Annotated in this window: 25 protein-coding genes; all 25 read right to left on the bottom strand. The window is 65.6% G+C overall.

All coding sequences use genetic code 11. The features are described 5' to 3' along the window. Window positions 1–70: 70 nt before the first annotated feature. The 25 genes from EJC49_RS06925 to EJC49_RS06805 all read right to left on the bottom strand — a co-directional run bounded on the left by EJC49_RS06925 (window position 71) and on the right by EJC49_RS06805 (window position 25,701). Entirely contained in the window at window positions 71–1,498 is a 1,428-nt protein-coding gene (locus EJC49_RS06925; protein ID WP_126698731.1) for a gamma-aminobutyraldehyde dehydrogenase, read from the bottom strand. Between the two features lie 101 nt (window positions 1,499–1,599). Continuing rightward, window positions 1,600–2,415 (bottom strand): ABC transporter permease, encoded by an 816-nt coding sequence (locus EJC49_RS06920; RefSeq protein ID WP_126698730.1) that lies wholly within the window; start codon window positions 2,413–2,415, stop codon window positions 1,600–1,602. A gap of 227 nt (window positions 2,416–2,642) precedes the next feature. After that, entirely contained in the window at window positions 2,643–3,593 is a 951-nt protein-coding gene (locus tag EJC49_RS06915; protein ID WP_126698729.1) for an ABC transporter permease, read from the bottom strand. Then, window positions 3,593–4,588, bottom strand: coding sequence for an ABC transporter ATP-binding protein (locus EJC49_RS06910; protein ID WP_126698728.1), 996 nt, complete (start codon window positions 4,586–4,588; stop codon window positions 3,593–3,595). The genes EJC49_RS06915 and EJC49_RS06910 overlap by 1 nt, the downstream gene beginning before the upstream one ends. A gap of 155 nt (window positions 4,589–4,743) precedes the next feature. Beyond that, window positions 4,744–5,901, bottom strand: a complete 1,158-nt coding sequence (locus tag EJC49_RS06905) for an ABC transporter substrate-binding protein (protein WP_126698727.1) — start codon at window positions 5,899–5,901, stop codon at window positions 4,744–4,746. Between the two features lie 619 nt (window positions 5,902–6,520). Continuing rightward, window positions 6,521–7,135 (bottom strand): Uma2 family endonuclease, encoded by a 615-nt coding sequence (locus EJC49_RS06900; RefSeq protein ID WP_210211764.1) that lies wholly within the window; start codon window positions 7,133–7,135, stop codon window positions 6,521–6,523. 429 nt (window positions 7,136–7,564) lie between these two features. After that, on the bottom strand, window positions 7,565–8,455 hold the full coding sequence (locus EJC49_RS06895; protein WP_126698726.1) for a hypothetical protein: 891 nt from the start codon (window positions 8,453–8,455) through the stop codon (window positions 7,565–7,567). A 180-nt stretch (window positions 8,456–8,635) separates the two neighbouring features. Next, window positions 8,636–9,544: a LysR family transcriptional regulator gene (locus tag EJC49_RS06890; protein ID WP_126698725.1), complete on the bottom strand. Its 909-nt coding sequence runs from the start codon at window positions 9,542–9,544 to the stop codon at window positions 8,636–8,638. A gap of 111 nt (window positions 9,545–9,655) precedes the next feature. Continuing rightward, window positions 9,656–10,018, bottom strand: a complete 363-nt coding sequence (locus tag EJC49_RS06885; protein ID WP_126698773.1) for a DUF1850 domain-containing protein — start codon at window positions 10,016–10,018, stop codon at window positions 9,656–9,658. 15 nt (window positions 10,019–10,033) lie between these two features. Beyond that, window positions 10,034–12,127, bottom strand: a complete 2,094-nt coding sequence (locus tag EJC49_RS06880) for a TRAP transporter permease (protein WP_126698724.1) — start codon at window positions 12,125–12,127, stop codon at window positions 10,034–10,036. Window positions 12,128–12,220: 93 nt separating this feature from the next. Beyond that, window positions 12,221–13,177 carry a TAXI family TRAP transporter solute-binding subunit gene (locus EJC49_RS06875; protein WP_126698723.1) on the bottom strand — a complete coding sequence of 319 codons (957 nt, stop codon included), beginning with the start codon at window positions 13,175–13,177 and terminating at the stop codon, window positions 12,221–12,223. Window positions 13,178–13,397: 220 nt separating this feature from the next. Then, the gene (locus EJC49_RS06870; protein WP_126698722.1) at window positions 13,398–13,787 is read right to left on the bottom strand and encodes a hypothetical protein; all 390 of its coding nucleotides are present in this window, start codon (window positions 13,785–13,787) and stop codon (window positions 13,398–13,400) included. 19 nt (window positions 13,788–13,806) lie between these two features. Then, the gene (locus EJC49_RS06865; protein ID WP_126698721.1) at window positions 13,807–14,349 is read right to left on the bottom strand and encodes a chemotaxis protein CheD; all 543 of its coding nucleotides are present in this window, start codon (window positions 14,347–14,349) and stop codon (window positions 13,807–13,809) included. Further along, window positions 14,346–14,735, bottom strand: a complete 390-nt coding sequence (locus tag EJC49_RS06860; RefSeq protein ID WP_126698720.1) for a response regulator — start codon at window positions 14,733–14,735, stop codon at window positions 14,346–14,348. The genes EJC49_RS06865 and EJC49_RS06860 overlap by 4 nt, the downstream gene beginning before the upstream one ends. Next, on the bottom strand, window positions 14,723–15,805 hold the full coding sequence (locus tag EJC49_RS06855) for a protein-glutamate methylesterase/protein-glutamine glutaminase (RefSeq protein WP_126698719.1): 1,083 nt from the start codon (window positions 15,803–15,805) through the stop codon (window positions 14,723–14,725). The genes EJC49_RS06860 and EJC49_RS06855 overlap by 13 nt, the downstream gene beginning before the upstream one ends. Next, window positions 15,802–16,692 (bottom strand): CheR family methyltransferase, encoded by an 891-nt coding sequence (locus tag EJC49_RS06850; RefSeq protein WP_245453302.1) that lies wholly within the window; start codon window positions 16,690–16,692, stop codon window positions 15,802–15,804. The genes EJC49_RS06855 and EJC49_RS06850 overlap by 4 nt, the downstream gene beginning before the upstream one ends. Next, window positions 16,689–17,165 carry a chemotaxis protein CheW gene (locus tag EJC49_RS06845; RefSeq protein ID WP_126698717.1) on the bottom strand — a complete coding sequence of 159 codons (477 nt, stop codon included), beginning with the start codon at window positions 17,163–17,165 and terminating at the stop codon, window positions 16,689–16,691. Before EJC49_RS06845 ends, EJC49_RS06850 begins: the two co-directional genes overlap by 4 nt. A 42-nt stretch (window positions 17,166–17,207) precedes the next feature. Further along, window positions 17,208–19,361: a chemotaxis protein CheA gene (locus tag EJC49_RS06840; RefSeq protein WP_126698716.1), complete on the bottom strand. Its 2,154-nt coding sequence runs from the start codon at window positions 19,359–19,361 to the stop codon at window positions 17,208–17,210. Between the two features lie 38 nt (window positions 19,362–19,399). Beyond that, window positions 19,400–19,765, bottom strand: a complete 366-nt coding sequence (locus EJC49_RS06835) for a response regulator (RefSeq protein ID WP_126698772.1) — start codon at window positions 19,763–19,765, stop codon at window positions 19,400–19,402. 1 nt (window position 19,766) lies between these two features. Further along, on the bottom strand, window positions 19,767–20,054 hold the full coding sequence (locus EJC49_RS06830; RefSeq protein ID WP_126698715.1) for an STAS domain-containing protein: 288 nt from the start codon (window positions 20,052–20,054) through the stop codon (window positions 19,767–19,769). Between the two features lie 11 nt (window positions 20,055–20,065). Beyond that, window positions 20,066–21,667, bottom strand: a complete 1,602-nt coding sequence (locus EJC49_RS06825; RefSeq protein ID WP_126698714.1) for a globin-coupled sensor protein — start codon at window positions 21,665–21,667, stop codon at window positions 20,066–20,068. Between the two features lie 316 nt (window positions 21,668–21,983). Next, window positions 21,984–22,970, bottom strand: a complete 987-nt coding sequence (locus EJC49_RS06820; RefSeq protein WP_126698713.1) for a flagellin N-terminal helical domain-containing protein — start codon at window positions 22,968–22,970, stop codon at window positions 21,984–21,986. A 526-nt stretch (window positions 22,971–23,496) separates the two neighbouring features. Next, window positions 23,497–23,796, bottom strand: coding sequence for a DUF6074 family protein (locus tag EJC49_RS06815; protein WP_126698712.1), 300 nt, complete (start codon window positions 23,794–23,796; stop codon window positions 23,497–23,499). A gap of 220 nt (window positions 23,797–24,016) precedes the next feature. Further along, window positions 24,017–24,778 (bottom strand): ABC transporter permease, encoded by a 762-nt coding sequence (locus tag EJC49_RS06810; RefSeq protein WP_126698711.1) that lies wholly within the window; start codon window positions 24,776–24,778, stop codon window positions 24,017–24,019. Next, a complete protein-coding gene (locus EJC49_RS06805; protein ID WP_126698710.1) occupies window positions 24,775–25,701 on the bottom strand; it encodes an ABC transporter ATP-binding protein in 927 nt (308 codons plus the stop codon). The genes EJC49_RS06810 and EJC49_RS06805 overlap by 4 nt, the downstream gene beginning before the upstream one ends. Window positions 25,702–25,741 lie beyond the last annotated feature (40 nt).

Here is a 25,741-nt window from a genome sequence, read left to right as displayed (position 1 = left end):
AGGTGAGACGTGACGAGCGAGTGCGCTCCGGCAGAAGCCGAAGCGCATTCGCCTGACGAGAAGCTTGCCGCTACCCGTGTGCCACCATGACGTGGCGCACCGCCGTGTAGTCCTCCAGCGCGTAGAGCGACATGTCCTTGCCGTAGCCGGACTGCTTCAGCCCGCCATGCGGCATCTCGTTGGTCAGCATGAAATGGGTGTTGATCCAGGTGCAGCCGTACTGGAGCCGCGACGCCGTCGCCATCGCGCGTCCCACGTCCTTCGTCCACACCGACGAGGCCAGGCCGTAGTCGCTGTCGTTGGCCCAGGTCACCGCCTCGTCGACGTCCGAGAAACGCGTCACCGAGACGACCGGCCCGAACACCTCGCGCCGCACGATCTCGTCGGATTGCAGCGCCCCGGCCACCACGGTCGGCTGGTAGTAGAAGCCGCCGCCCTCGCCCGGCTTGCCGCCGGTGGTGATCTCGATGTGGTTCAGTTCCGACGCCCGCTCGACGAAGGACGACACGCGGTCGCGCTGGCGCTTCGAGATCAGCGGCCCGATCTCGTTGACCGTGTCGTCCTCCTGCCCGTAGGCGATGGTGGAGACGGCCGACGACAGGTCGGCCACCAGCTTCTCGTAGACCTTCTCGCCGGCATAGATGCGGCAGGCGGCCGTGCAGTCCTGGCCGGCATTGTAGAAGCCGAAGGCCCGCAGGCCGCCGACGACCGCGTCGAGGTCGGCGTCGTCGAACACGATCACCGGCGCCTTGCCGCCGAGTTCCAGATGCGTGCGCTTGACCGACTTGGCGGCCGCCTGCAGAACCTTCTTGCCGGTCGCGATGTCGCCGGTGATCGAGATCATGTTGACCTTGGGATGGTTGATCAGCGCGTTGCCGACGCTTTCCCCGCGCCCCAGCACGACGTTGACCACGCCCTCGGGCAGCACCTCGGCAAGGATGCGCGCCAGCTTCAGCGCCGTCAGCGGCGTCTGCTCCGACGGCTTGAAGACGACCGTGTTGCCGCCGGCGATGGCGGGCGCCAGCTTCCAGGCCATCATCATCAGCGGATAGTTCCATGGCGCGATCGAGGCGACGATGCCGATCGGGTCGCGCCGGATCATCGAGGTGAAGCCCGGCAGATATTCGCCCGCCACCGCGCCCGGCATGGAGCGCACCGCGCCCGCGAAGAAACGGTAGCAGTCGACGATCGCCGGGATCTCGTCGTTCTTCACCGCGTTGATCGGCTTGCCGCAGTTCAGCGCCTCGAGCGCGGCGAAGCCGTCGGCCTCTGCCTCGATGCGGTCGGCGATCTTGAGCAGGTAGCCCGAGCGCTGCGCCGGCGTGGTGCGCGACCATGTCGCGAAGGCCTTGTCGGCCGCGGCCACGGCCGCCTCGATCTGGCCCTGGTTGGCCTCGGCCAGGCTGAGGATCGTCGCGCCCGTGCGCGGGTTGAGGATCGGCTCCTCGGTCTCAGTTCCGGCCTCGAAGCGCGAGCCGATCAGCATTGCGGTATCCATGACGTTGTCTCCCTGTTCTGAGAAGCGGATGGCGAGTGGCGAATGGCGGGAACGAGCGGCATCACCATTCGCCATTCCCTATTCCCCATTCGCCCCCGATTTCATTTCCCCGACCCGGCGATCTGGTCGCCATCGCGGGTGAGGTAGAAGGCGGCGAGGATCGGCAGGAAGGTGACCAGCACCACCACCATCGCCACGACGTTGGTGACCGGCCGCTGCCTCGGCCGCACCAGTTCCTCCAGCATCCAGATCGGCAGGGTCTGCTGCTGCCCGGCCGTGAACGTCGTCACGATGACCTCGTCGAAGGACAGGGCGAAGGCGAGCATGCCCCCGGCCAGCAGCGCGGTGCCGATGTTGGGCAGGATCACGTAGCGGAACGTCTGGAAGCCGTCGGCGCCGAGGTCCATCGACGCCTCGACGAGCGAAGCCGACGTGCGCCGGAAACGGGCGACGGCGTTGTTGTAGACCACCACCACGCAGAAGGTCGCGTGGCCGAGCACGATCGTCCAGGTCGAGAACGGGATCTCGGCGATCGAGAAGGCCGAGCGCAGCGCGATGCCGGTGATGATGCCCGGCAGCGCGATCGGCAGGATGACGAGAAGCGAAATCGTCTCGCGGCCGAAGAACTTCGTCTGGCTGACGGCGGCCGCGCACAGCGTGCCGAGCACGAGCGCGACGGCGGTGGAGATCGACGCGACCTTCACCGAAAGCGTCAGCGCCTGCCAGACGTCGGGCCGGTTCCACGTGACGGCGAACCATTTGGTGGTGAAGCCGGGCGGCGGCCAGGCATAGCTCTTGTCCTCGGTCGTGAAGGCATAGACGAAGATGAGAAGGATCGGCAGGTGCAGGAAGAGCAGCCCGGCCGTGGCCGCGATCTTCAGCGCCAGCGGCGCGCGCTGGTTGCGGTCAGCACGCATGGCTGAGCCCTCCCCGTTGCCCGACCGCCGTACCCCCACCCCTCACCCATCCCCACAAGGGGGAGGGGGATATCGATCGCCGTGCCTGGTCAACAGGCCGACGGCAGGAGCAGTGACGCCGACGTCCCCCTCCCCCTTGTGGGGATGGGTGAGGGGTGGGGGTACCGCAAGGGTAAAGCGTGGGGGTCCCGAAGGCGTGAGGTGCGGGGGTTCCGCCCCATGAGAGCTCACATCGCATTGAACGCCCCCAGTCGCTTGGCGCCCCACAGATAGAAGCCCATCACCACGATCGGCACGACCGTGAAGGCCGCCGCCAGCGGAATGTTGCCCGCCGTTCCCTGGTGGATGTAGACTGCTTGCCCGATGAAGCGGCGCGATGTGCCGACGATCTGCGGGATGATGTAGTCGCCCAAAGTCAGCGAGAAGGTGAAGATCGAGCCCGCCACTAGCCCGGGCAGCGCCAGCGGGAAGATCACGTTGCGAAAGGTCTGCGCGGGGGCGGCGCCGAGATCGGACGACGCCTCGACCAGGTTGACCGGCACGCGTTCCAGCGCCGCCTGCAACGGCAGGATCATGAAGGGCAGCCAGACGTAGAGGAAGACCAGGAAGGTGCCGGTGTAGCTGAACGACAGCGAGTTTCCGCCGACGATCGGCAGCGACAGCCAGGCCTCCAGCAGCCAGGTCAGGTGCATCTTGGCCAGTAGCCAGTTGAGGATGCCCTCCTTGGCCAGGATCAGCTTCCAGGCATATACCTTGACGAGATAGCTCGACCACAGCGGCAGCATGACCGCGAGGTAGAAGAACGCCTTCCACTTGCCGCGCGCGTAGCGTGCCGCGAAATAGGCGATCGGGAAGGCCACCGCGGCCGCGGCCAGCGTCACGATTGCCGCCATCATGACCGTGCGCAGGATGATGTCGAGGTTCTGGGCCTTGAACAGCTCGCCATAGGTCTTCAGCGTGAACTCGTACTGGACGAGGCCGGAGAACTCGTCGATGGAAAAGAAGCTCTGCGCGAGCAGCGCAAACAGCGAGCCGAGATAGATGATGCCGAGCCACAGCACCGGCGGCGTCAGCAAGAGGAACAGGAGAAATCCGGGATGCCGCCAGAAGGCGTCCGACAGCGCCCCGGCGATCCCTCCTCGGCGGGGCAGGATGGCGGAATGGGCGGCGGCCGCCATCACCCCTCCTCCATGACGTGCATGTTTTCGCGGTTGAAGGTCAGCACCACCGCCTCGCCGTCCTCAGGCAGTCGCGCGCCGGCTGGCAGGATGGCGTTGATCCGGAGACCTTCCGCCTCCAGCACGACGCGGGTGGCGGCGCCGAGATAGCTCTTCGACACCACGCGCGCCGGCACGCCGTCACCGGCCGCCTCGGCCTGGATGCGGATCGATTCCGGGCGCAGGCTGCCCCAGCCCCTCTGTCCGCTGTAGCGCTGCACGAAATCGGGCGGCAGCACGTTGGACGAGCCGACGAAATCGGCCACGAAGCGCGATGCCGGCCGCTGGTAGATCTCCTGCGGGGTGCCCACCTGCATGATCCGGCCATCGCTGAACACCGCGACCCGATCGGCCATAGACAGCGCCTCGCCCTGGTCGTGGGTGACGAACACGAAGGTGATGCCGAGTTGGCGCTGCAGCGACTTCAGCTCCTCCTGCATCTGCTCGCGCAGCTTGAGATCGAGCGCGCCCAGCGGCTCGTCGAGGAGAAGCACCTTCGGCCGGTTGACCAGCGCGCGCGCCAGCGCCACGCGCTGGCGCTGGCCGCCCGACAGTTGCCCCGGCCGCCGGTCGCCATAGCCCGGCAGCTTCACCATCGCCAGAACCTCCTCGGTCGCCCGGTGCCGTTCTGCCCTTGGCACGCCGCGCACCATCAGCCCGTAGGCGACATTGTCGAGCACGTTGAGATGCGGAAACAGCGCATAGTCCTGGAACACGGTGTTGACGTTGCGGCGATAGGGCGGCACGCCCTCGGCCGTCTCGCCGAAAATCTCGATGTGCCCGGCCGTCGGCTGCTCGAAGCCGGCGATCAGCCGCAGCGACGTCGTCTTGCCCGATCCGGACGGCCCCAGCATGGCGAAGAACTCGCCCGCCTGCACGTCGAGGTCGACCCGGTCGACGGCCTTCACCGCGCTGTAGTGGCGCGAGACGGACTGGAAGGAAACGGCTGTGGTCATTCGAAAAGGCCAGACATGGTTCGCATGGAGGCGCGACGCCCCACCTCCCCCTGGTGGGGAGGTCGCGCCGAAGGCGCGGGTGGGGGTAGGATCACGCCAGACCCCCACCCCGCCGCTTCGCGTCGACCCTCCCCACAAGGGGGAGGGTAAGGCGCTCAGCGCCCGCCGATCACGCCGATATAGTCCGACACCCAGCGATAATAGGGCACGCATTCACCCTGGCTCTCGCATTTGGACACCGGCGTCGTCCAGAACCGCACCTTCTCGAAATTGTCGAAACCGTTGGTCGTGCAGGTTTCCGCGGTCATCATGCCGCGGCCGTCGGTACAGGCGGCGGGAACGGGCGGGTTGGCGCCGAACCACACGCCGAGATCGCTCGGCAGGTTCGACGACAGCGTGTGCTCCATCCACTTGTAGGCGCAGTTGGGGTTGGCCGCGTCGACATGCATCATGGTCGTGTCGGCCCAGCCCGTCACGCCCTCTTCCGGAAACACCGAGGCCACCGGCTGGTTGTCGCTCTTCAGCAGGTTCACCTGGAACGGCCAGGTGCCGGACGCCACCACGCCTTCGTTCTTGAAATCGTCGATCTGGATGAACGCGTCGTGCCAGTAGCGGCCGACAAGCTTGCGCTGCTCGCGCAGCAGCTCCAGCGCCGCCTTGTACTGGTCCTCGTTGAGCTCGTAGGGGCTCGTGATGCCGAGGTCGGGCTTGTGCGTCATCAGGTACAGCGCCGCATCGGCGACGTGGATCGGGCCGTCATAGGCCTGCACGCGGCCCTTGTTGGTCTTGCCGTCCGGCAGGTCCATCTCCTCGAACACCACCTTCCACGAGGTCGGCGCCTGGTCCTTGAAGACCTCGGTGTTGTACATCAGCACGTTCGGGCCCCACATGTAGGGCACGCCGTAATGCACGCCGTCGACCGTGTGCCAGGGCGCGTCCTTCAGGCGGTCGTCCACCTCCGACCAGCTCGGGATCAGGTCGATGTTGACCGGCTGCACCCGCTTGCCGGCGATCAGGCGCAGCGAGGCGTCGCCGGAGGCGGTCACGAGGTCGAAGCCGCCCTCGTTCATCAGTGCCACCATCTCGTCGGAGGTGTTGGCGGTCTTGACGTTGACCTTGCAGCCCGAGGCCTCCTCGAACTTGGTCACCCAGTCGAATTCCTTCACGGTCTCGCCGCGCTCGATATAGCCCGGCCAGGCGACGATGTTGACCTGCCCCTCGCTGTCGCCGATCGACGTGACCTGGGCGAAGGCGGAGGCCGAAACGCTGAACGCGAGCGTCAGCGCGGTGCATGACTGCAGAAGCTTCTTCATGTCGATTCTCCCATTGTCAGGGGCCGCTCTCTAGCGGCGGCATGGTCCCTGGAAACAGAGTGACAGGAATTCGCGCCTTCGCAATTTCATTTGTCAGAAGGTCGGTATCGGAATTTCCGATATGTTATCCCCTGCCCTTTCCTTGGGCGAATGCCTGCCGAAGAGCGGATCGGTCGTGCGTCCTTCGAGCCTCGCCCGCCGGGCATCTGAGGATGAGGATCGTCGAGGCTCGGCATCGCCGAGCACCTGAGGATGATGAACGTCGAGGTCCGGCTTCGCCGAGCATCTCTGATGAAGACCATGGTGCCGCTCCGGCGCCGGGACCACGACGATAGGGGCGATCCCAGCGACGGAATGATGATTGCCGCAGGCCCTTCCGGGGCATCTCAGGACTGGAGTGGCCCTCCACCAACGGTCCTCTTGCGGAGGGTCCGAACTGGCAGGTTGCGGGACATTTCAGGACTGGAGTGGCCGGCCTCCAACGGTCCTCATCCTGAGGTGCGAGCCCGCACGGCGTTCGACGGACGTCCGGAGACCCTGCCGGGCGAGCCTCGAAGGACGCACCACGCCATCCTGACGACGAGCACGCAACCACCTTGCCGCGCCATCGGCATGCGGTTCAGAACCGCTCCAGCGCGGCCAGCGCGACGGAGAGACCGGGAACGGCCAAGGACGCCACCTCCGCGTCGGCCGCCACCTCCCGGATGGACCGATAGCCTTCCAGCCCCGGCTCCGTGTGGACATGGGTCGTCTCGGACACCACGTCGATCACCCACAGCTCCGGGATGCCGAAATGCGCATAGAGCAGCGCCTTGCGCCCGAGGTCCCAGCGCAGGCTGGAATCGGCCACCTCGACGGCCAGTAGCGACGTCTTCGGCGCCAGCGCCGCCAGCCCGTCGGCCTTGCGGAAGAACACGAAGTCGGGCTCGACGAAGCTGTCGTCGCTCAGGCGGAAGGTGGTTTCACCGGCGAAAACGAACGCGACCGGCGCGTTCCGGACGAAATGGTAGATCAGCGCGTTCTTCAGCACCTCGTGCCGGATGCCCTTCGCATTCATGGGCACGATCTCCCCGCCGATCAGCTCGAAACGCTCGTTCTCGTCCAGCACGCCGGCCCGTGTCAGCGCCTCGATCTCGGCCACGCTCCAGCGCCGCCGCGCCAGGCCTTCGGCCGCCTGCGTCGTCATGGGCAGGTCGGCGGAGCGCAGGTCGGTGTTGCGGAACAGCTGGTTCATGGTCGAGATCATACCACGCGGCGCGGGTTCGCGGCAATTTCGGGGGGCGGCGAAACAGCACTCTGCCAACGCGAGCCCCCTCCACCGCCTACGGCGGTCCCCCTCCCCCGCTTCGCAGGGGAGGATTCGCAGCGGCATCGCCGACGCGCACTGGATCCTCCCCCGTTCACGGGGGAGGGGGACCATGCGAAGCATGGTGGAGGGGGCGCCTGAACCGCTGACCAGCCCCCTCACCTTCCCTGCTGCATCCCCTGCCGCCGCGCCAGCCCCTGGGCGGCCTGCGTGATGAGCGGCAGGAAAGACGAGCGAAGGTCCGTATCGCGGAACAGCTGGTTCATGGCGATAAAACCAACATTTCATCGCGTCCTAAACGTCTTATTCGAGTTGAATCTTCATGACCGTAGCATGACGCGGCCGCCGCCATGCATTCTACAATGCTGATCGGCCACGACTACGCTTCATAGCTTTGGGCAGATTGGCGCGCGGACCCGGCGCGAATTTTGATGCCTTTCCCTGTCGCACCGGGGCCACGTCTGGGAACAGTTCGACCATTCGGTCGGTGCAGACGGACATGATCTCGGTGCACTTCTTGAGCGCCAGACCAATATACGCCAAATCGGTGTCGTTCAGCATCCCCGTGCCGCGCCCGTTTGGCTCCATGCGATAGAACGACAGTGGCTGGATATGCACGTGCTGGGAGAACAGCTGCCAAATCGTATCGAACTCGGATTTGTCCATGCCCGCCGCTTCGATCTGCTGGTCCTTGCTTGAAATCGTCAGTGTCTGGCCTGCTAGAAGGTCCTTCTGCCGCCGATCGCTCAATGTTCCGAACCAAGAATTTTGCTTCAGCCGCCGACGCAGGTCTTCGGCCTCGGTCAAGAAATCGGCATGTTGCTTCGTGTCTCCTGTGGTCTCAAAGAGCCGCACCCGCCGCGTGCAGTCGTTGAGATGCATGACAAGCAGCCTGCAGGACCACTCGTCCGGAGTAGTGGGGTTTCGGCTGATGTATGTGAATAGCAATGCACCTTCAACGATCGCACGTGCATATCCTGCCACGGCGCAAAAGTCCCAATTCTCGGCGTCGGACTTGGTCCATCTCGACCTTGGTGCTGCCCTGACGAAACACTGTGAGAAGGCGCAAAGCCGCGCGAATATGAGGGTAGTGTATCCGACGTAGGCAGCTTCGAACCGTCCTGACGACGCTTGGCCGACTGCAAGTGCCTCACACACTGCGGCATCGAAATCGCGCAAGAGCTCGCGATACTTCGGCATATCTACACGCGGGGTGTCTCCGGGTTCCTGCGCATCTTCAACGCTCATGCCATCAAATCCGAATCCATGGATACTTCGGTCAGTATAGCAGGGCCGACCAGCCATGGAGATACATTCGGGTCCCGACAAAGCGGGCAAAGAGAGACGCATGACACGTCTGCTTCCCGAAATATCCGTCTTAAGCCGGAACGACCGCAAATGCATCGAATGCGGAAATCCCACCCCCCCTCACCGCCCCCGCTGCATCCGTTGCCCTTGCGCCAGCGCGATGAAGTCGCGCGCGGTCTGCGACAGCACCGAGCCACGCCGCCACACCATGCCGACCTGCACCACCGGCAGCGCGCCGGAAATGTCGCGGCTTTCGATCCGGTCGCCTTCCAGCGACCAGGGCCGGTAGACGAGGTCGGGCAGCAGCGCCACGCCCGCTCCCGTCGCCACCAGGCTGCGCACCGCCTCCACCGAGCGGGTGCGGAAGGCGACGTGCGGCCGGGTGCCGAGCGCGGCGAGCAGCTTGCCCGTGCTCTCCTCGATCTCGTCGATGGTCAGCATGATCAGCGGCTCCGACGACAGGTCCGACAGCGCGATGGATTCGGCGTCGACCAGCCTGTGGCCGAGCGGCAGCCACAGCCGGTAGGGCGAGACCTCGAGGATCTCGGCCTGCAAGGCCATGCGGTCGCGCAGGTTGGAGATGACGGTCACCGCCACGTCCAGTTCGCCGCCCACCAGCAGGTGCTCGAGATAATCGCCATTGTCCTCGATCGCGGAGACCTGCACCGCCGGCCAGGCGCGGCGATAGCGGGCGAGCAGATCCGACAGCACGTAGCCCGCCACCAGCGAGGTGACGCCGAGCTGCAGCCGTCCGGCCACCGTCGCCGCATCGCCCGAAAACGTCCGCCGCGCATCCGACACGTCGGCCAGGATCTTGGTGGCGTGGCGCAGGAACTGGTGGCCCTTGTGGGTGATCGCCAAGCCCCGCGGATGCCGGTCGAACAGCGCCACCCCCAGGTCGCCCTCCAGCTCCTTGATCGCCTCGGTGACGGCCGATTGCGAGATCGACAGGTTCTGCGCCGCGCGGCTGACGGTCCCCTGCTCGGCGACGGCGACGAAATATTGCAGCTGGCGAAGCGTGAAGGCCATGGCCCATTCATAGGCGGGATCGCGCGAAAGGGAAGCGTCACGCGGCACACCGCCCTTGGGCGTTTCCGGGGGCTCTGTTCGAAACGGCGCGGGGACGGGTGGGCCCCCGCGCTATCCCTCGCATCCCCGGATCTCCACCGGATCGCCCGGCTCCGCGCCGATCGTCAGGCATTCCTGGTCCGCACAGAGTTCCCAGCCTTCTCCCGTTGCGCCGGAGCGGGCAAGCAGCAGCGCTCTTTGCGGCGGCAAGGTGGGTCGGTATGTCCAGGCGCCGTCGGCGAAAACCGCGCCCTCCGGGATCTCCATCCCCGCGCCGGTGCCCTCGACGCGGGCGGCGACGAGTTCGAGACCGGCCGGCGTCACCCGCCAGTCCTCCTCCCAGCGGGTCCTTTCCACCGAATGCGTCCAGGCGAGCGTGAAGGCGCTGGCGGCCAGCACCGTGGTCTTGCCCGAGGCGATGATGCACAGCGCCAGCGCGGGCATGCGCGCCTAGGCCGCCGCCGGCTGCGCCCGCGTGCGCCACCAGTGCAGGCCGAGCATGAGCGCAGCGAGCGCGAAGCCGACTTCGTCGGTGACAGGCAGCGCCACGATCAGCGTGAAGGCGGCGATGGCGGCAAGCAGCCGCTCCCAGGCCGCGAGCGGCGCGCGCAGGTAGCCGATGACGGCCGCGCCCCACAGCACGATCGCCAGCGACGCCTTGACGATGATGTAGATGACGGCCGGCACGAAGCCGATGGCCTCGGAGAGCGGCCCCCCGCCCTGCAGCATCAGCGCCGGCGTGTAGACGGCCAGATAGGGGATGACGAAGCCCGCGGCGGCGACCTTGATCGCCTCCATCGAGATCTTCAGCCCGCCTTCCTTGGCGATCGGGGCGGCGGCGAAGCAGGCGAGCGCCACCGGCGGCGTCAGGTCGGCCAGGATGCCGAAGTAGAAGACGAACATGTGGCTGACGATCAGCGGCACGCCGAGCTCCAGCAGCGCCGGGCCGGCGATCGTCGAGGTGATGATGTAGTTGGGGATGGTCGGAATGCCCATGCCGAGCACGATGCAGGTGATCATCGTCAGCACCAGCGACAGGAACAGCGAGTTCTGCCCGACCGAGACGATGTACTGACCGAAGGTGTTGGCCACGCCCGTCAGCGTCATCGTGCCGATGATGATGCCGACGATGGCGCAGGCGATGCCGACCGGCAGCGCCGTGCGTGCGCCGTCGGCAAGCGCGTCGCGGCAGACCACCAGCGTCCTGCGGCCGCCCTCGACGAAGACGTTGGCCAGGATGAGGATCGCGACTGCCGCCAGCACCACGCCGATGCCGAAGCGAAAGAAGCTCGCCGCCACGAGTCCGAGCCCGATCCAGAAGATGATGCGGATCACCTGCCCCGGCAGGCCGAGCGCCACCGATCCGCCAAGGATGAGAAGCACCGTCAGCGCAAGACCGACCGTGCCGGCAAACAGGGGCGTATAGCCGGTGAAGAGCAGGTAGACGAGCACGCCGAGCGGCAGCAGCAGGTACCAGCCGCGCTTCAGCGCGCCGAGCGCCGACGGCAGTTCCGAGCGGGGAAGCCCGACGAGGCCGCGCTTGCCCGCTTCCAGGTGCACCATCCAGAAGGTGGAGGCAAAGTAGAGGACGGCCGGCACGATCGCCGCCTTCACCACCTCGTAATATTCGATGCCCAGCGTCTCGGCCATGATGAAGGCGACGGCGCCCATCACCGGCGGCATGATCTGGCCGCCCATGGACGCGGTGGCCTCCACGCCGCCGGCGAAGGCCGGGCGATAGCCGAAACGTTTCATCAGCGGGATGGTGAACTGGCCGGTGGTGACGACGTTGGCCACGCCCGAGCCCGAGATCGTGCCCATCAGCCCCGACGAGATCACCGACACCTTGGCCGCACCGCCGCGCGCATGGCCGACGAGCCCGAGCGAGATGTCGGTGAACAGGCGGATCATGCCGCCCTTCTCCAGGAAGGCCCCGAACAGGATGAACAGGAAGATGTAGGTCGACGAGACGTAGATGGGGATGCCGTAGATGCCCTCGGTGCCGTAGGCCATGTGGTCGATGACCTGCGAGAAGTCGTAGCCGCGGTGGTTGAGCGGCGCCGGCAGGTACTGGCCGAACAGGCAGTAGGACAGGAACGCGCCGGAGATGATCGGCAGCGCCGGGCCCATGATCAGCCAGGCGGCGGCAAAGATCGTGACGAGCGCGATGACCCCGAAGACGATGTCGCTGGTGAGCGGATCGCCCGCCCGCAGGATCAGCGGCTTGTACTCGACCCACTGGTAGATCGCCACCGCGACGCTGGCGGCCGCCAGCCCCCAGGCGAGCGATTTCCAGGGCAGCCGCCAGCCGGCGGCAGCGGCCACCAGCGGAAACGCGAGCAGCAGCAGGAAGCCGACATGGAAGGAGCGGACGATCTGGCTCGGGAGGTTGAGGACGTGGGCGGCGGTGGCGAGCTGGAACACCGAGAAGGCGACCGCGATCCAGAACAGGAGCCGGCCTTCCCGCGATACGGGGAAACCGCCGCCGGTCGGGTCATGGAAGGTTGCGGAGGAACCGACGTCGCTGGCTGCTGGATTGCTCATGTCTTGCCCCGGAGTCCCGGCCTCGCCACGAAGTTGCGGCCGCCTGGTGAAGGCGGCCGCAAGGTCTGGGTGTCTGGTCCGACCCGCGTCGGATCAGAGCAGACCCATTTCCTTGTAGTAGCGCTCCGCGCCGGGATGCAGCGGGATCGGCAGGCCCTCGGCGCCGGTCTCGGCGCTGATTGCCCGGGCGGCGGCGTGGGCCGCGACCATCTCGGGCAGGTTTTCGAACAGCTGCTTGGTCATCTGGTAGGCCATCTCCTCGGAAACGTCCGAATGCGTCACCAGGATGTTGGTGATGGCCAGCGTCGGCACGTCCTCGGCCTGGCCCTCATAGGTGCCGGCGGGAATGGTGGCCGCCAGGAATGGCGCGCCCAGCGTCTCGGCGACGGTTTCCGGCACGGCGACCATGGTGATCGGCAGCGAGGTGGCCAGATCCTTGATCGAGGCGACGCCGAGGCCCGCCGATTGCAGCGTGGCGTCGAGCTGACGATTCTTGATGAGCTCGACAGATTCGCCGAACGGCAGGTACTCGGTCTTGCCGAGATCGTCATAGCTCATGCCGAGCGCGGTGAAGATCTGGCGTGCGTTGAGCTCGGTACCCGACTTCGGTGCGCCGACCGACAGGCTCTTGCCCTTCAGGTCCTCGAAGACCTTGATGCCCGATTCCTGCGAGGCGACGATCTGGATGTAATTGGGATAGATCGCCGCGATGCCGCGCAGCTTCTCGAGCTTGCTGGAGAAGCCGGCCTCGGCGTCGCCTTCCCAGGCCGCCTTGACGGAATCGCCGAGCGCGAACGCGATCTCGCCGCTGCCCCGCTGCAGGAGGTTCAGGTTCTCGACGGACGCCTTGGTCGACTGCACCTGCGTGCGCACGCCCTCGATCTTTTCGCCGTAGATCTTCGCCAGCGCGGCGCCGAGCGGATAGTAGACGCCGGACGTGCCGCCGGTCAGCACGTTGATGAATTCGTCCGCCTTGGCCGGCACCGCGCCGAGCACGAGCGTGACCGACATGGCGCCTGCCGCAAGCAGACGGGTGCCGAGTTTGATCATTGTATTCCTCCCGATCGATGTTCCCGCCACGCGTTTTCGCGCGGCCTGGCGGGCATTGTCGGGGATCGCAATACGAAAGCCAACCCTAAAATGCGGGCGTTGCCGACCGGTCGGCGCAAGGCCAGCATGTTCGGCCGAGGATCGATCTTCAGAGTTCCAGAAAATTGCGGCGCCAGCTGCGGACAGCCGGCGCCGCGCGTCCCCCCCGGGAGATATGACCTCAGAACAGATCGCAGTCGCCGAAATCGTCGTTGCGCACCACATGCACGATCTGCGCCCGCGCGCCGATGCGCCCGGCCAGTTCTGCAAGCTTGACGTCGCGTGTCGCCACGCCGGTCTCGACTTCCCACTCATCCGGCATCACGTCCATCAGCGAGCGCAGGAAGCCCGCGATGCCGGAGACCTTCTGATAGATGAGGTCGCCCTCCTGCATGGCCCGGATGAACCCCGGCTTGCCCTGGATGGCATCCCCGACCGCGACCGCGATGTGGGCATGGTTGACGTCGATCGCATGGGCGATCGTCTCGAGCTCCGCCTCGATACGCGCGATGACGTCGCGCACCGTCTCGTGATGCGGATCGTGTTCGACGGTCTTGGCTGAAAGCGACATGCAGGCGAAACCTCTATTCCTAGAACAGTTCGAGTTCGCCACCGGCGGCAGGGGCCGGCACGCGTGGTTCGGGGGCGGGAATGGGAGCCGCCGCCTTTGGCAGCAGGAACTGCCGCGCCTTGGCGCTGTAGGGCTGGAACTCCAGCCGGCGCCCCTGGTCGCCGCCGACACTGCCGCCCGTGTACTTGATGCCCTCGTTGTCGAGGAAGCGCCGCGCGAACTCGATGTTCTTCGCACCGATATCGGTGAAGTTCTGGATCGTGCGTCCACCGCCGAACAGCTTGGCTTCGAGGTTCTCGCGTCGTGCGCCCCGCTTCAGGAGCCCGTTGACCAGGAGCTCCATCAGGTAGACGCCGAAGCGCTCGGCCTCGTTCAGGCGTGACCGCTCGCCCTCGCCCGGGAGCAGGAAATGGTTCATGCCGCCGATCTTCAGCACGGGATCGTACATGCAGGCCGCGACACAGGAGCCAAGCACGGTGGTCAGCACCGCCTCGGGCTTGTCGGACACCGCGCACTCGCCCTGGATGACGTGAATCCGGTCTGGTCGACCAGGCAGGATCATTGCAGCTTCCCCACGATAGCTTCCAGCGCCTTCTTGAGATCCGGGGTGGTGAAGGGCTTGTTGAGATAGTTGTTGAGGCCCATCTTGCGGCCTTCGATCAGCACGTTCTTGTCGTTGTTGCCCGTCAGGATCATGAACGGCACGCGCGACGTCGGCCGGTAGGTACGGATCGCGTGCAGGAGCTGCAGTCCGTTCATCTTCGGCATGTTCATGTCCGAAATGATCAGGTGGCAAGGCTGCGACATCATCACCTGCATCGCCTGCTCGCCGTCGGCCGCCACGGAAATGTTCCGGAAACCGATGGTTTCGAGGGCGTCGCGCAACAGCATCCGGCTGGTGGTGGTGTCGTCGACCACGAGGATCTTCAGCTGAGCTAGGAGTGACATGACACGGTCCCTTCTTTCGTCGACCTTGCGCCCGTGAAGATCTCCCGGGCGATACGGCTTAGTGGCAGTTGCTTCTGGACCGCGCCAACCTCGTGGGCCACGCGCGGCATTCCGTAGATCAGGGAGGACATCTCGTCCTGCCCGATGGTTCTGGCGCCGTTCTGGCGCATTTTCAAAAGTCCCTGTGCGCCGTCTCGCCCCATGCCCGTGAGGATGATGCCGACGCTGTCGCGGCCGGCGGCGGCTGCCACCGAATTCATCAGGACGTCGACCGACGGCCGGTGCCCCGACACCGTGTCGCCTTCACGCAGGCGGGTTTCCAGGCTCCCTGCCCCCCGCACGACCTCCATGTGCCGTCCTCCCCCCGGCGCGATGTAGATGTTTCCCCGTTGCAGCGGACGGCGGTCTTCGGCTTCCTGCACGGTCGGGCGGCACAGCCGGTCGAGCCGCTCCGCGAACGAGCGCGTGAAGTTCGCCGGCATGTGCTGGGTCACGACCGTCGGCGGACAGTCCATCGGAAACTCCGACAGCACGGCGATCAGAGCTTCGACGCCGCCGGTCGACGCGCCGATCGCGATCAGTCGCTCGAGCGGGCCGGCCGCCATCGACGGCGCCGGCATGGACGGCGCGGCCGGCTCGCGGGTTGGCGCCGGACGGCCGAGCGCTGCACTGGACCGGTTGCGCACTGCGCCGGCGGCGATCACCTTCTCGATCAGGTCCTCGAACGAGCGATCGTCCTTGAGCGACGGCTTGGCCACGCAGTCGAAGGCACCCAGCGCCAGCGCCTCGATCGTCACGGCGGCGCCGTTGACGGTCAGCGTCGACACCATGATGACCGGCCGCGGCCGATGCTTCATCACCCGGCGCAGGAAATCGATGCCGTTCATCTTGGGCATCTCGATGTCGAGCGTGATGACGTCGGGATCGAGCGAGTCGACCAGCTTGAAGGCCTCGGTCGGATCCGGCGCCTCGCCCACCACCTGGATGGCCGGGTTCGAGGCGAGCGCGAAGCCGATGATGCGCCGCATCGTGGCGCTGTCGTCGATGATCAGGACACGGACCGGCTTCATCTTGCATTCCCCCTTGAATGACGCCAGGTCGTGATCCCGTCGCTGACGAAGTTGTCGGCCGAAGGCCCCGAGACCCTCTCGGAATGGCCGATGTAGAGCCAGCCGTCGGGCTTCAACGCCTCGGAGAAGCGCGTCCAGAGAGCGGCCTGCTTGACCTTGTCGAAGTAGATGACGACGTTGCGGCAGAAGATGACGTCGAACTGGCGCTGCATCGGCCATTTGGCGAACAGGTTGAGTTCACGGAAGGACACCATGTTGCGCGCCTCGTCGGCGACCCGCCACAACTGCTGGTCCCCGAAGCCGCCCGGCGCGCGGTGCAGCCAGCGCTTCTTCAGCTCGGCAGGCACGTCCGTCAGCGCATGGTCGGGATAGACCGCAGCCTTGCCCTCGGCGATCATGTTGGGATCGATGTCGGAGGCCAGGATCTTCACGTCGTGGCGGCCGACATCCGGCATCATCGACAGGATCACGAGCGCGGCGGAATAGGCTTCTTGCCCGTTCGAGCAACCGGCCGACCAGATGCGAACCGGCGCGCCACGGCGCGCGGCCTCCAGCAGCGGCGGCATGACGGTGCGCTTCAGATGCTCGAAATGATGCGCCTCGCGGAAGAATTTGGTCACGTTCGTCGTCAGCGCCGCCACCATGCGCTGCCGTTCGTCCAGTCCTTCGGACCCGACGACATGGGCGCAATAGTCCCGGAAATTCTCCAGGCCCAGCGCCCGAAGGCGCTTGGCCAGCCGCGCGTAGACGAGCGCGGCCTTGGTCTCCGAGAGCTGAATGCCGGCATGATCGTGCAGGATCTCTGCGATCTGGCGGAAATCTTCCGCCGTCAGCAGATACTCCCCGGGGACGATCCCGCCGGACAAGGAAGCGGCGGACGATTTCAATTCAGGAATCCCGAATTCTCGCGGGTCGACTGCAACACGCTGTCGAGACCGATCAGGCTGATCATGCGTCCCTCGATCGCCAGCACGCCCTTCATGAAGGCCCGGGCCAGTTCGGACGCGACGTCGGGCGTGGGCTGGATCGTGTCGGCGTTGATGGTCAGGATGTCGGAGACCGCATCGACCAGCAGGCCGACCGACTGGTTGCCGACCTGCGTCACGATGATGACGTGCCGTGCCGTCGGTTCGGTGGAGCGGAAACCGAGGCGCGCCGCGAGATCGATCACCGGCAGCACGGAACCGCGAAGGTTGATCACACCCTTCACGTAGCCCGGCGAGTGCGGCAGCGGGGTGGTCGGCGTCCAGCCGCGTATATCGCGGACGGACATGATGTCGACGCAGAACTCCTGGCCTCCGAGGCGGAAGGCGATGAGTTCGCTGTTCTTCGACAGATCGTGTTCCTTGACGTGCATCATAGCTGCGTTCCTCTTTCCTTGGGCGTGCCCGGCCTGCGCCGACTAGGAGCGGTTGCCGGCGACGATGGCATCGACGTCGAGAATGACGGCGACCCGGCCGTCGCCGAGAATGGTTGCGGCGGCCACGCCGAAGACCTGGCCGTAATTCGTCTCGAGGCTCTTGATGACCACCTGCTGCTGACCGATGATCCCATCGACCATGAGGGCGCTCTGAACCCGGTTTTCCGACTCCACCATGATGGCGACGCTGTTGAGCGGATCGGCTTCGTCATGGCGGTAGCCGAGCTTGTAGCCGACGTCGATCAGCGGGATGAACGAGCCGCGAATGGCGATGACCTTGGCGCGTTCGCCCAGGCCGTGGACTTCAGGGCCCTTCGGCTGCAGCGTCTCGACGATGGCCGTCAGCGGCACCACCAGCGTCTGTCCCGCCACCGTGACCACCATGCCGTCGAGGACGGCGAGCGTCAGCGGCAGGCTGAGCGTGAAGGTCGTCCCCTGCCCCGGCTTCGAGGAGATGGAGATGCGGCCGCCCAGCGCCTGGATGGAACGCTTGACGACGTCCATGCCCACGCCGCGGCCCGATACGTCGGACACCGTGCTGGCGGTCGAGAAGCCGGGTGCGAAGATCAGATCGTCGATTTCGCTGTCGGACAGTGGCACGCCCGGTTCGATGACGCCGCGCTTGACCGCGATTTCCTTGACCCTGGCGCGGTTGATGCCGGCGCCGTCGTCGGAGACCTCGATGATGACGCGGCCCGAACGATGGGCGGCGGTCATGCGAACCACACCCTGTTCCGGCTTGCCCGCCTTGATGCGATCCTCCGGCTTCTCCAGCCCGTGGTCGACGGCGTTGCGGATCATGTGGGTGAGCGGATCCGCCAGCCGCTCGATGACGGTCTTGTCGACCTCGCAGTTCTCGCCTTCGGTGACCAGGCGCACCGACTTGCCGACCATGTCGGCCACTTCGCGGATGACGCGCGACATGCGCTGGAAGATCGGCCGCACCGGCTGGGCGCGGATCGCCATCACCGAATCCTGGATTTCGCGGGTCAGTTGCTCGAGGTCGTCGAGACCCACGGCGACTTCCGACAGCCGCGCGATGCCGGCTTCAGTGACCCGCTGCGACAGCATCGACTGGTTGATCACCAGTTCGCCGACGAGATCGATCAGGCGGTCGACACGGTCCAGGTCGACGCGGATGGTGGTCTGGGCCTGTTGCGCCGGCTGCGCCTGGACGGCAGCGGCCGCCGGAGGGGCCTTGGCGGGATCGGCGTTGACCTGCGCGATCTTGGCCAGCACCGCCTCCGGGATGATCGGTCCGTCATCCACCGGCAGCGGCATCGCCTGGCGGGTCTCGTCGATCGGCGCGGGGACGAACTCGAAGTCCGGATCGACCTTCGGCTCCGCCGTGACGGAGACGTCGCAGTCGAACTCGACGAACTCGAACACTTCGCGGACCTGCGCCTCCGTGACATCCGCGCCGAGGCGGATCGTCCAGGACAGGTAGGCGCCTTCCGGGTCCAGTTCGGTCAGAAGCGGCACATCGGAAATGTCGCAGGCGACGTCGGCATTCCCAAGCGCGCGGATCTCGCGCAGAAGCTTGATGGCGTCGTTGGCCTTTGCGTAGAGTTCCGGCTTCGGCCTGAAGCTGACGACATAGATCTGCTCGGCGCTGGAGGCCTCGCCGCCGTCGCCCAGGATGTCGTCGAACGAGATGGTGATCGGAACGAAGTCGTCGTCCGCGCTGCCGGCGTCGAAGGCGCCGACCGGCTCGAACGCGGCCGGAGCCGGCGCCGCGGGCTTCGCGGCGGGCGCAGCGTCCAGGTTGGCGGCGCGTGTCAGCTCGTCGTGGATCTGCGCAACGCGGCTTTCGTCCATCTCGCCGCCGTCGCGAGAGTAACGCACCAGGTCGGCCAGGATGTCGGACGACCGCAGCATGAGCTTGAGCAAGCCCGCATCCGGCTGAATCTGCCCGCCCCGGACGAGATCCAGCGTCGTCTCGAACGTGTGCGCGAACCGCACGAGTTCTTCCAGGCCGAATGCCCCCGCGCCGCCCTTGATCGAATGGACGGCACGGAACACCGCATTGATGGTGTCCGGGTCGTGCTCTTCGCTTTCGATAGCAAGCAGTCCGGTTTCCAGCTCGGCGAGTTGCTCCTCGCATTCCTGGAAGAAAGTCTGCTTGATTGCCGCCATCGTATCCACTGGCAAGCTCCCCCGGTCTTATGTTTCGATCAGGCCGCGACGCGGTTGATTGCATTCACCAATTTGGTCGGGTCGAACGGCTTGACGATCCAGCCGGTCGCGCCGAGTCGACGCGCGCGGTCCTTCTTGTCGTCGACGCTCTCGGTGGTCAGCACCAGGATCGGGATCGCCCGATGCTTGTCGCTGCCGCGCACCGCCTCGATGAAGCCGAAGCCGTCCATTCGCGGCATGTTGATGTCGGTGACGATGACGTCGGGCATCGCGCCGTCGAGGACCTCGAGACCATGCACGCCATCCTCGGCTTGCAGAACGTTCATCCCGGCCTCCGTCAGCGCGGCACGCAGCATTTCCCGGATCGTGCGGGAGTCATCCACAGTCAGTACCGTTTTCGTCATCTCAAGCATTCCTTGCAACTAGGTTGGCCGGCTCCAGCCCCGCGATTTCGAGACCTTCCACGAGCGCGGCGGAGGGGTTCGCGAGGTCGAATTCCATTCCATCGAGGGTCCAGGTGGCCACTGCCGACAGCAGTACCTGGATGCACTGGGCGCCGACGCGTTCGACCTTTGACGCATCGACGGAAACGTCCTTGCCCCGGACACGGAGAAACTCCGACGCAAGGGGTCCGGCGGCGGTAATGTCGAGAACCGGTGGCAAGGCCACCGCGGTAGACATGGCTGATTTCATTCTTGTTTCCCTCAGAACTCTTCCCAACCGTCGGCATCGGCGGCGACCTTCAGGGCGGTCGCGCCACGAACGGCGGATGCCGGCACGGTCCGCGGCGGGGCCGAACGCGCGGGCGCTCTCCCGGCCTTGGCGCCGCTGGCGGGGCCGGTCGTGCTGATGCTGAAGCCGGCGATGGAACGGACGAGTTCGGCGGCTTCGGTGCGGAGCGAGTGAACCGCTGCGGTCGTCTGCTCCACCATCGCCGCGTTCTGCTGCGTGGCCTGGTCCATCAGCGAGACGGCCGTGTTGATCTCCGACAGTCCGGTGGACTGTTCCTTGGTGGAGGCGGCCATCTCGGCAACGAGCGTGTCGATCTCGACGACCTGGCGCACGATCCGTTCGGCGACCTTACCGGTCTCGTCGATCAGTTTGACGCCGTCGTCCACCTGGGACGAGCTCGTCTGGATCAGCCCCTTGATCTCCTTGGCGGCCTCGGCGGAACGCTGGGCCAGCCCGCGCACCTCCTGCGCCACGACCGCGAAGCCTCGGCCGGCATCGCCCGCCCGCGCAGCCTCGACACCGGCATTCAGCGCCAGCAGGTTGGTCTGGAAGGCGATCTCGTCGATGACCCCGATGATCTGCGATATCTCCCGCGATGATTTCTCGATGCCGGACATGGCGCGCACCGCGTCCTGCATGATGGTGCCGGAGTTTTCGGCTTCCTTCCGCGCGGCGATCACCTTCTGCGCGGCGATGTGCGCGCCTTCCGAAGCCCGCCGGACGCTGGCGGTGAGTTCCTCGACGGCCGCGGCCGTCTGCTCGAGGCTTGCGGCCTGCTGCTCGGTGCGCCGGGACAGGTCGTCGGAGGCCTGGCCGATCTCGTCGCAGCTGCCGCCGATGCCCACGGCCGCGCCGGACACGTTCGCGATCGCGCTTTCCAGCGCGCCTGCGGTGGCATTGAAATCCTGGCGGATCTGCTCGAACTCCGGTGCCAGCGTGTCGTCGATCCGCACCCGCAGGTCGCCCTGCGCCAGGGCCGACAGGGCGGCGCTGATGGAACGCATGGCGGAGTCCTGACGCTCCCGCGTCTCGCTCACCTCGCGGTCCAGCCTCTGGCGTTCCTTGTCGATCGCCTCGAGATAGGTCGAGATGGCGAGATCCACGTCGAGCAGGACAGCCTTCATCAGGCTGCTCATCGATGCAGCCATTGCGGGATTTCCGCCGCCGCCGATGCTGAAGCGCGGCCACTGTTCCGCGACGATGGCGTTGATCAGCTTCTCGACGATCAGCGCATAGCCGCCGATGTACCAGCGTGGCTCGAGACCGAGCCTGGCATGGGTGTTGCCGATCGCACGCACGGCGCGGGCATAGGAATCACCGAAATCACCCTCGGCGATGACGTTCCAATGCGTCGACTGCCGGCGCTTGGCGCTCGCCACATGGTCGTCGCCGCTGAAGTGCCTGCTCGTCGCGGGGTTCGATCGCGCCTTCTGGTAAAAGGCGTCGAGAGCCTCGTCGATCGCACCCGCGATGATTGGCTTGAGCTTGGTCAGATGCGCACGCGAAGAGGCGTCGAGCCCCATGAATTCTAGGCGCGCGGAAATATCGTGGTCGTCCGTCCGGGCAGTCGCCATCCCCTTAGTCCCCCAGGGCGCGAAATCTGTACATCCCGGTTCGACCGGCGTTGGTGTCGCGGCTTCATGCCTTTGGCGAAATCCGCCAAGCCACCGAAGTCAAGGTTTGGCATGTATTCGTTTAACCCCTCTTAACGGTGCATGGCCAACCTCTCCCTGCAAAACGAATTTTTTCGAAGGCGCGGCATTCGACCCCTCACTTGCAGCAGACCACGAGTGGCGAAAGCGGCGAGCCCGCGGCGGAACGGATCCGGCGCGGGCGCTCGAAAGGCGACGATGAAGGTTTGCGGGCGGCCCGCGGGGGGCCGATGCCCGATTAGCCCTGGAAGAGCGAGAGGATGCCCTGAACGCTGGCGTTGGCGATCGACAGGCCCTGGATGCCGAGCTGCTGCTGCACCTGCAGCGCCTGGAGGCGGGTCGATTCCTCGTTCATGTTGGCATCGACCAGCGAACCGACGCCGCGATCGATGGCGTCCATCAGGTTGCTGACGAAGTCGACCTGGAGGTCGACGCGCTTCTTTGCCGCGCCGAGATCGCTGGCCGCGATCGTCATGCGGCTGATCGCATCGTCAACGCCGGCGATGTAGTTGTCGAGGATGTCGAGATCGGCTGCGTTGTTCGTCAACGCGGCAATGTCGAGCGTCGAAACCGAGAAGGTGGAGACCGACGTGTTGGTGATGCGCTGGCCGGTGTCCTCGTCATAGGCGGCGTCCAGGATGCCGACGCCGGTTTCCACGTCGCCGACGCCGGCGGGCGGCACGTCGACGGCCGCGTCGAAGAGCTTGATCGATTCGGTGCTCAGGGTGATCGTGGAGACCGAAACGGTGCCGTCCGAGGCGCGGGTGAAAGACGCCACCATAGACTTGCTCGAATTGTAGTCCGTCGAGTCGGAATCGACCGCGAGCCAGTTCTCACCCGCGAAGGAGGAGGTTGACGCGTTGCCGAGAAGCTGGCCCTGAAGCGCGGAGATCTCGGCCTGGATCTTGGAGCGATCGACGCCCGGCTCGCGGGCCGCGACCAGCTTGGCCTTGATCTCGTCGACGACCTTGATGGTTTCGCTGACGCCGGTGTAGGCGATGTCGATCTTGGCGGCACCGAGCCCGAGCGCATCCTGGACCGTCAGGAGCGCCTTGTTGTCGGAACGCATGGTCGTGGCGATCGACCAGTAGGCGGCGTTGTCGCTGGCCTGTCCGACACGGTAGCCCGTGGAAATGCGCGCCTGCGTCATCTCCAGCGACTTGTTCGTCGCCTGCAGGCTCTTCAGCGCGGTCATCGCTGCGGCGTTGGTCAGAATACTGGACACGCTATGGCCCCTTCATGATCTGCCCGGACATCATTCCGAGTCGAATTGTCACCCCGATGCAGCGATCGTTCCCCCTGGTCGGTTTGACCGATTGCCGCCTCTTAATCTTTCTGAATGAACGTGCTTAACAAAGAGTAAATCAACGTTAACGGCCCCGTCCGGCAGCAGGATGAGCATGACGCAAGGTGGGCTTATCCCTCGAAAACTGGGGCTTTTTCGGCATTTTCTGCCAGATGATGAGGATTCTGCCGATCCCGCCATGCCGCAAGGATTTGGCAACCATCGTTAACCGGCAGCCGACGAATCAAGTCGCCCGGCGCCGGTTCTCGATCCGGGACATATCAAAGGTCTGAAGGTGATTCGCGGCCGCGGCCGCCGCGCGGGACATCTGGCCCGACCATGCCGCGCACGTGATCGGCACTGCTCGGCCGAACACGAAAAAGGCCCCCGACATGCAGGGGCCTCAACTTCGTACGGTTCGCGGCGAGCGAAAGGCAGACGGCTTCGAAGCGCCGGGCGCGCTGCGTCAGAGCGCGTTCTCGCTCACGTCGTCGAAGAGTACCTCGAGCGCCAGCTCCACCTGGTGGAAGAACGCGCCGACCAGTTCGTCCTGGTCCACTTCGAGAACTCCCACGCCGCAGAGTTCGGTGAACAGCTGCTCCGCGACCTGGTAGCGGTAGTCGTCGGCCTCCTCGCTATCGGCAAGCACGGCAAGGTTCATCGCCACCCGCCGAACCAGGGCAGTCCTGCGCCAGAGCGGAAACACCACGACGCTGTGGCGGCTCTGGTCGACTTCGGCTTCCGATACCTGGGACTCGATGCTCAAGACGTCTCTCCTACTGACCGGCGGCAAGCGCGACCCGGCCTCCGGCCGAAGCCACACGCAGGCGTGGCGTTCGTCCAGAAGGCATCGCGACAGGCGGCTGGAACTGCAACCTTTCGGCCGAATCGCTCGTGACCGGCATGACCGACACTGGGCGGAGAGTGTTGACGGAAGGTTATCGGCCGGTATCAAAGCGTGACCGGCCGACGGTCTATCCCCTGGATCAGGTCTTCAGACGGTAGCCGGTGCGAAAGATCCAGGCCACGATGCCGAGGCAGGCGAGCAGAAACACGAAGGTCATGCCCAGGCTGACGACGACGTTGACGTCCGATTGTCCAAAGAAGCTCCAGCGGAAGCCGCTGACCAGGTAGACCACCGGGTTGAACAGCGTCACCGTGCGCCAGAAGGGCGGCAGCATGTCGATGGAATAGAAGCTGCCGCCCAGAAACGTCAGCGGCGTTACGATCAGAAGCGGCACCAGCTGCAGTTTCTCGAAATTGTCCGCCCATATGCCGATGATGAAGCCGAACAGGCTGAAAGTGACGGCCGTCAGCACCATGAACACGAGCATGACGAACGGATGCTCGATCCTGAGCGGCACGAACAGGAAAGCGGTGGCCAGGATGATCAGACCCAGGATCGTGGCCTTGGTGGCGGCCGCGCCGACGAAGGCGACGACGATCTCGACATAGGAGATAGGCGCTGCGAGCAGTTCGTAGATCGTCCCCATGAACTTGGGAAAGTAGATGCCGAAGGCGGCGTTGGAGATGCTCTGCGTGAGAAGCGACAGCATGATCAGACCAGGGACGATGAAGGTCCCGTAGGCGACGCCGTCGATCTCCTGCATGCGCGAGCCGATGGCCGCGCCGAAGACCACGAAGTAGAGCGCCGTCGAGATGACCGGCGACACGATGCTCTGCAGCAGCGTGCGCCGCGTGCGCGCCATCTCCTGGCGGTAGATCGCATAGATCGCGCGCATGTTCATCGGCCGTTCCCCACCAGATTGACGAAGATGTCTTCCAGCGTGCTCTGGCGCGTGTCGAGGTCTCGCAACCGGAGGCCGGCGGTGTCGAGGTCTCTCAGGAGCCGCGTGATGCCGGTGCGCTCGGCCTGGGTGTCGTAGGCATAGGTGAGCGTGTGGCCGTCCTTGGAGAGGTCGAGGCCATACTCCGCGAGCGTGCCCGGTACCGCCGAAAGCGGCTCCTTGAGCTGGATCGCGAGTTCCTTGCGTCCGAGCTTGCGCATCAGTTCCGCCTTTTCCTCGACGAGGATGATCTCCCCGCCGGAAATGACGCCCACGCGGTCGGCCATCTCCTCGGCCTCCTCGATGTAGTGCGTGGTGAGCACGATGGTGACGCCGTCGGCCTTGAGCCCGCGCACCATCTCCCACATGTCTCGGCGCAGTTCCACGTCGACGCCCGCGGTCGGCTCGTCGAGGAACAGCACGCGCGGCTCGTGCGACAGCGCCTTGGCGATCAGCACTCGCCGCTTCATGCCGCCCGACAGCGTCATGATCTTGTCGTCCTTCTTCTCCCACAAGGAGAGATCGCGCAGCACCTTCTCCAGGTGCGCCGGGTCGGGCCTCAGGCCGAACAGGCCGCGGCTGTAGGACACCGTGTCCCAGACGCTCTCCCACATGTCCGTCGTCAGTTCCTGCGGAACGAGACCGATCAGCGCGCGCGCCTGGCGATACTCAGCCACGTTGTCGTGCCCGCCAACGGTGATCGTGCCGGTACTCTTGTTGACGATGCCGCAGATGATCGAGATCAGCGTCGTCTTTCCTGCGCCGTTCGGCCCGAGCAGCGCGAAGATTTCGCCTTCCGCGATGTCGAGATCGACGGACTTCAGCGCCTCGAAGCCGGTGGCATAGCGTTTCGAGACGCCCGTGACGGAAATGATGGGTTGCATGGCCGGCATGTAGGAGACATGCGACGGATTGTCATCAGGC

This window comes from Aquibium carbonis, from assembly GCF_003970795.1.
Lineage (GTDB): Bacteria > Pseudomonadota > Alphaproteobacteria > Rhizobiales > Rhizobiaceae > Aquibium > Aquibium carbonis.
The sequence above is the reverse complement of the archived record's forward strand: the minus strand, read 5'-3'. Positions and strand labels throughout refer to the sequence as shown.

What these genes read in the sequence shown, in the direction of transcription:
- EJC49_RS06925 (WP_126698731.1), bottom strand. Translation starts at nt 1,498, where the DNA reads ATGGATACCGCAATGCTGATCGGCTCGCGCTTCGAGGCCGGAACTGAG.
- EJC49_RS06920 (WP_126698730.1), bottom strand. Translation starts at nt 2,415, where the DNA reads ATGCGTGCTGACCGCAACCAGCGCGCGCCGCTGGCGCTGAAGATCGCG.
- EJC49_RS06915 (WP_126698729.1), bottom strand. Translation starts at nt 3,593, where the DNA reads ATGGCGGCCGCCGCCCATTCCGCCATCCTGCCCCGCCGAGGAGGGATC.
- EJC49_RS06910 (WP_126698728.1), bottom strand. Translation starts at nt 4,588, where the DNA reads ATGACCACAGCCGTTTCCTTCCAGTCCGTCTCGCGCCACTACAGCGCG.
- EJC49_RS06905 (WP_126698727.1), bottom strand. Translation starts at nt 5,901, where the DNA reads ATGAAGAAGCTTCTGCAGTCATGCACCGCGCTGACGCTCGCGTTCAGC.
- EJC49_RS06900 (WP_210211764.1), bottom strand. Translation starts at nt 7,135, where the DNA reads ATGAACCAGCTGTTCCGCAACACCGACCTGCGCTCCGCCGACCTGCCC.
- EJC49_RS06895 (WP_126698726.1), bottom strand. Translation starts at nt 8,455, where the DNA reads ATGAGCGTTGAAGATGCGCAGGAACCCGGAGACACCCCGCGTGTAGAT.
- EJC49_RS06890 (WP_126698725.1), bottom strand. Translation starts at nt 9,544, where the DNA reads ATGGCCTTCACGCTTCGCCAGCTGCAATATTTCGTCGCCGTCGCCGAG.
- EJC49_RS06880 (WP_126698724.1), bottom strand. Translation starts at nt 12,127, where the DNA reads ATGAGCAATCCAGCAGCCAGCGACGTCGGTTCCTCCGCAACCTTCCAT.
- EJC49_RS06875 (WP_126698723.1), bottom strand. Translation starts at nt 13,177, where the DNA reads ATGATCAAACTCGGCACCCGTCTGCTTGCGGCAGGCGCCATGTCGGTC.
- EJC49_RS06870 (WP_126698722.1), bottom strand. Translation starts at nt 13,787, where the DNA reads ATGTCGCTTTCAGCCAAGACCGTCGAACACGATCCGCATCACGAGACG.
- EJC49_RS06865 (WP_126698721.1), bottom strand. Translation starts at nt 14,349, where the DNA reads ATGATCCTGCCTGGTCGACCAGACCGGATTCACGTCATCCAGGGCGAG.
- EJC49_RS06860 (WP_126698720.1), bottom strand. Translation starts at nt 14,735, where the DNA reads ATGTCACTCCTAGCTCAGCTGAAGATCCTCGTGGTCGACGACACCACC.
- EJC49_RS06855 (WP_126698719.1), bottom strand. Translation starts at nt 15,805, where the DNA reads ATGAAGCCGGTCCGTGTCCTGATCATCGACGACAGCGCCACGATGCGG.
- EJC49_RS06845 (WP_126698717.1), bottom strand. Translation starts at nt 17,165, where the DNA reads ATGATGCACGTCAAGGAACACGATCTGTCGAAGAACAGCGAACTCATC.
- EJC49_RS06840 (WP_126698716.1), bottom strand. Translation starts at nt 19,361, where the DNA reads ATGGCGGCAATCAAGCAGACTTTCTTCCAGGAATGCGAGGAGCAACTC.
- EJC49_RS06835 (WP_126698772.1), bottom strand. Translation starts at nt 19,765, where the DNA reads ATGACGAAAACGGTACTGACTGTGGATGACTCCCGCACGATCCGGGAA.
- EJC49_RS06830 (WP_126698715.1), bottom strand. Translation starts at nt 20,054, where the DNA reads ATGAAATCAGCCATGTCTACCGCGGTGGCCTTGCCACCGGTTCTCGAC.
- EJC49_RS06825 (WP_126698714.1), bottom strand. Translation starts at nt 21,667, where the DNA reads ATGGCGACTGCCCGGACGGACGACCACGATATTTCCGCGCGCCTAGAA.
- EJC49_RS06810 (WP_126698711.1), bottom strand. Translation starts at nt 24,778, where the DNA reads ATGAACATGCGCGCGATCTATGCGATCTACCGCCAGGAGATGGCGCGC.
- EJC49_RS06805 (WP_126698710.1), bottom strand. Translation starts at nt 25,701, where the DNA reads ATGCAACCCATCATTTCCGTCACGGGCGTCTCGAAACGCTATGCCACC.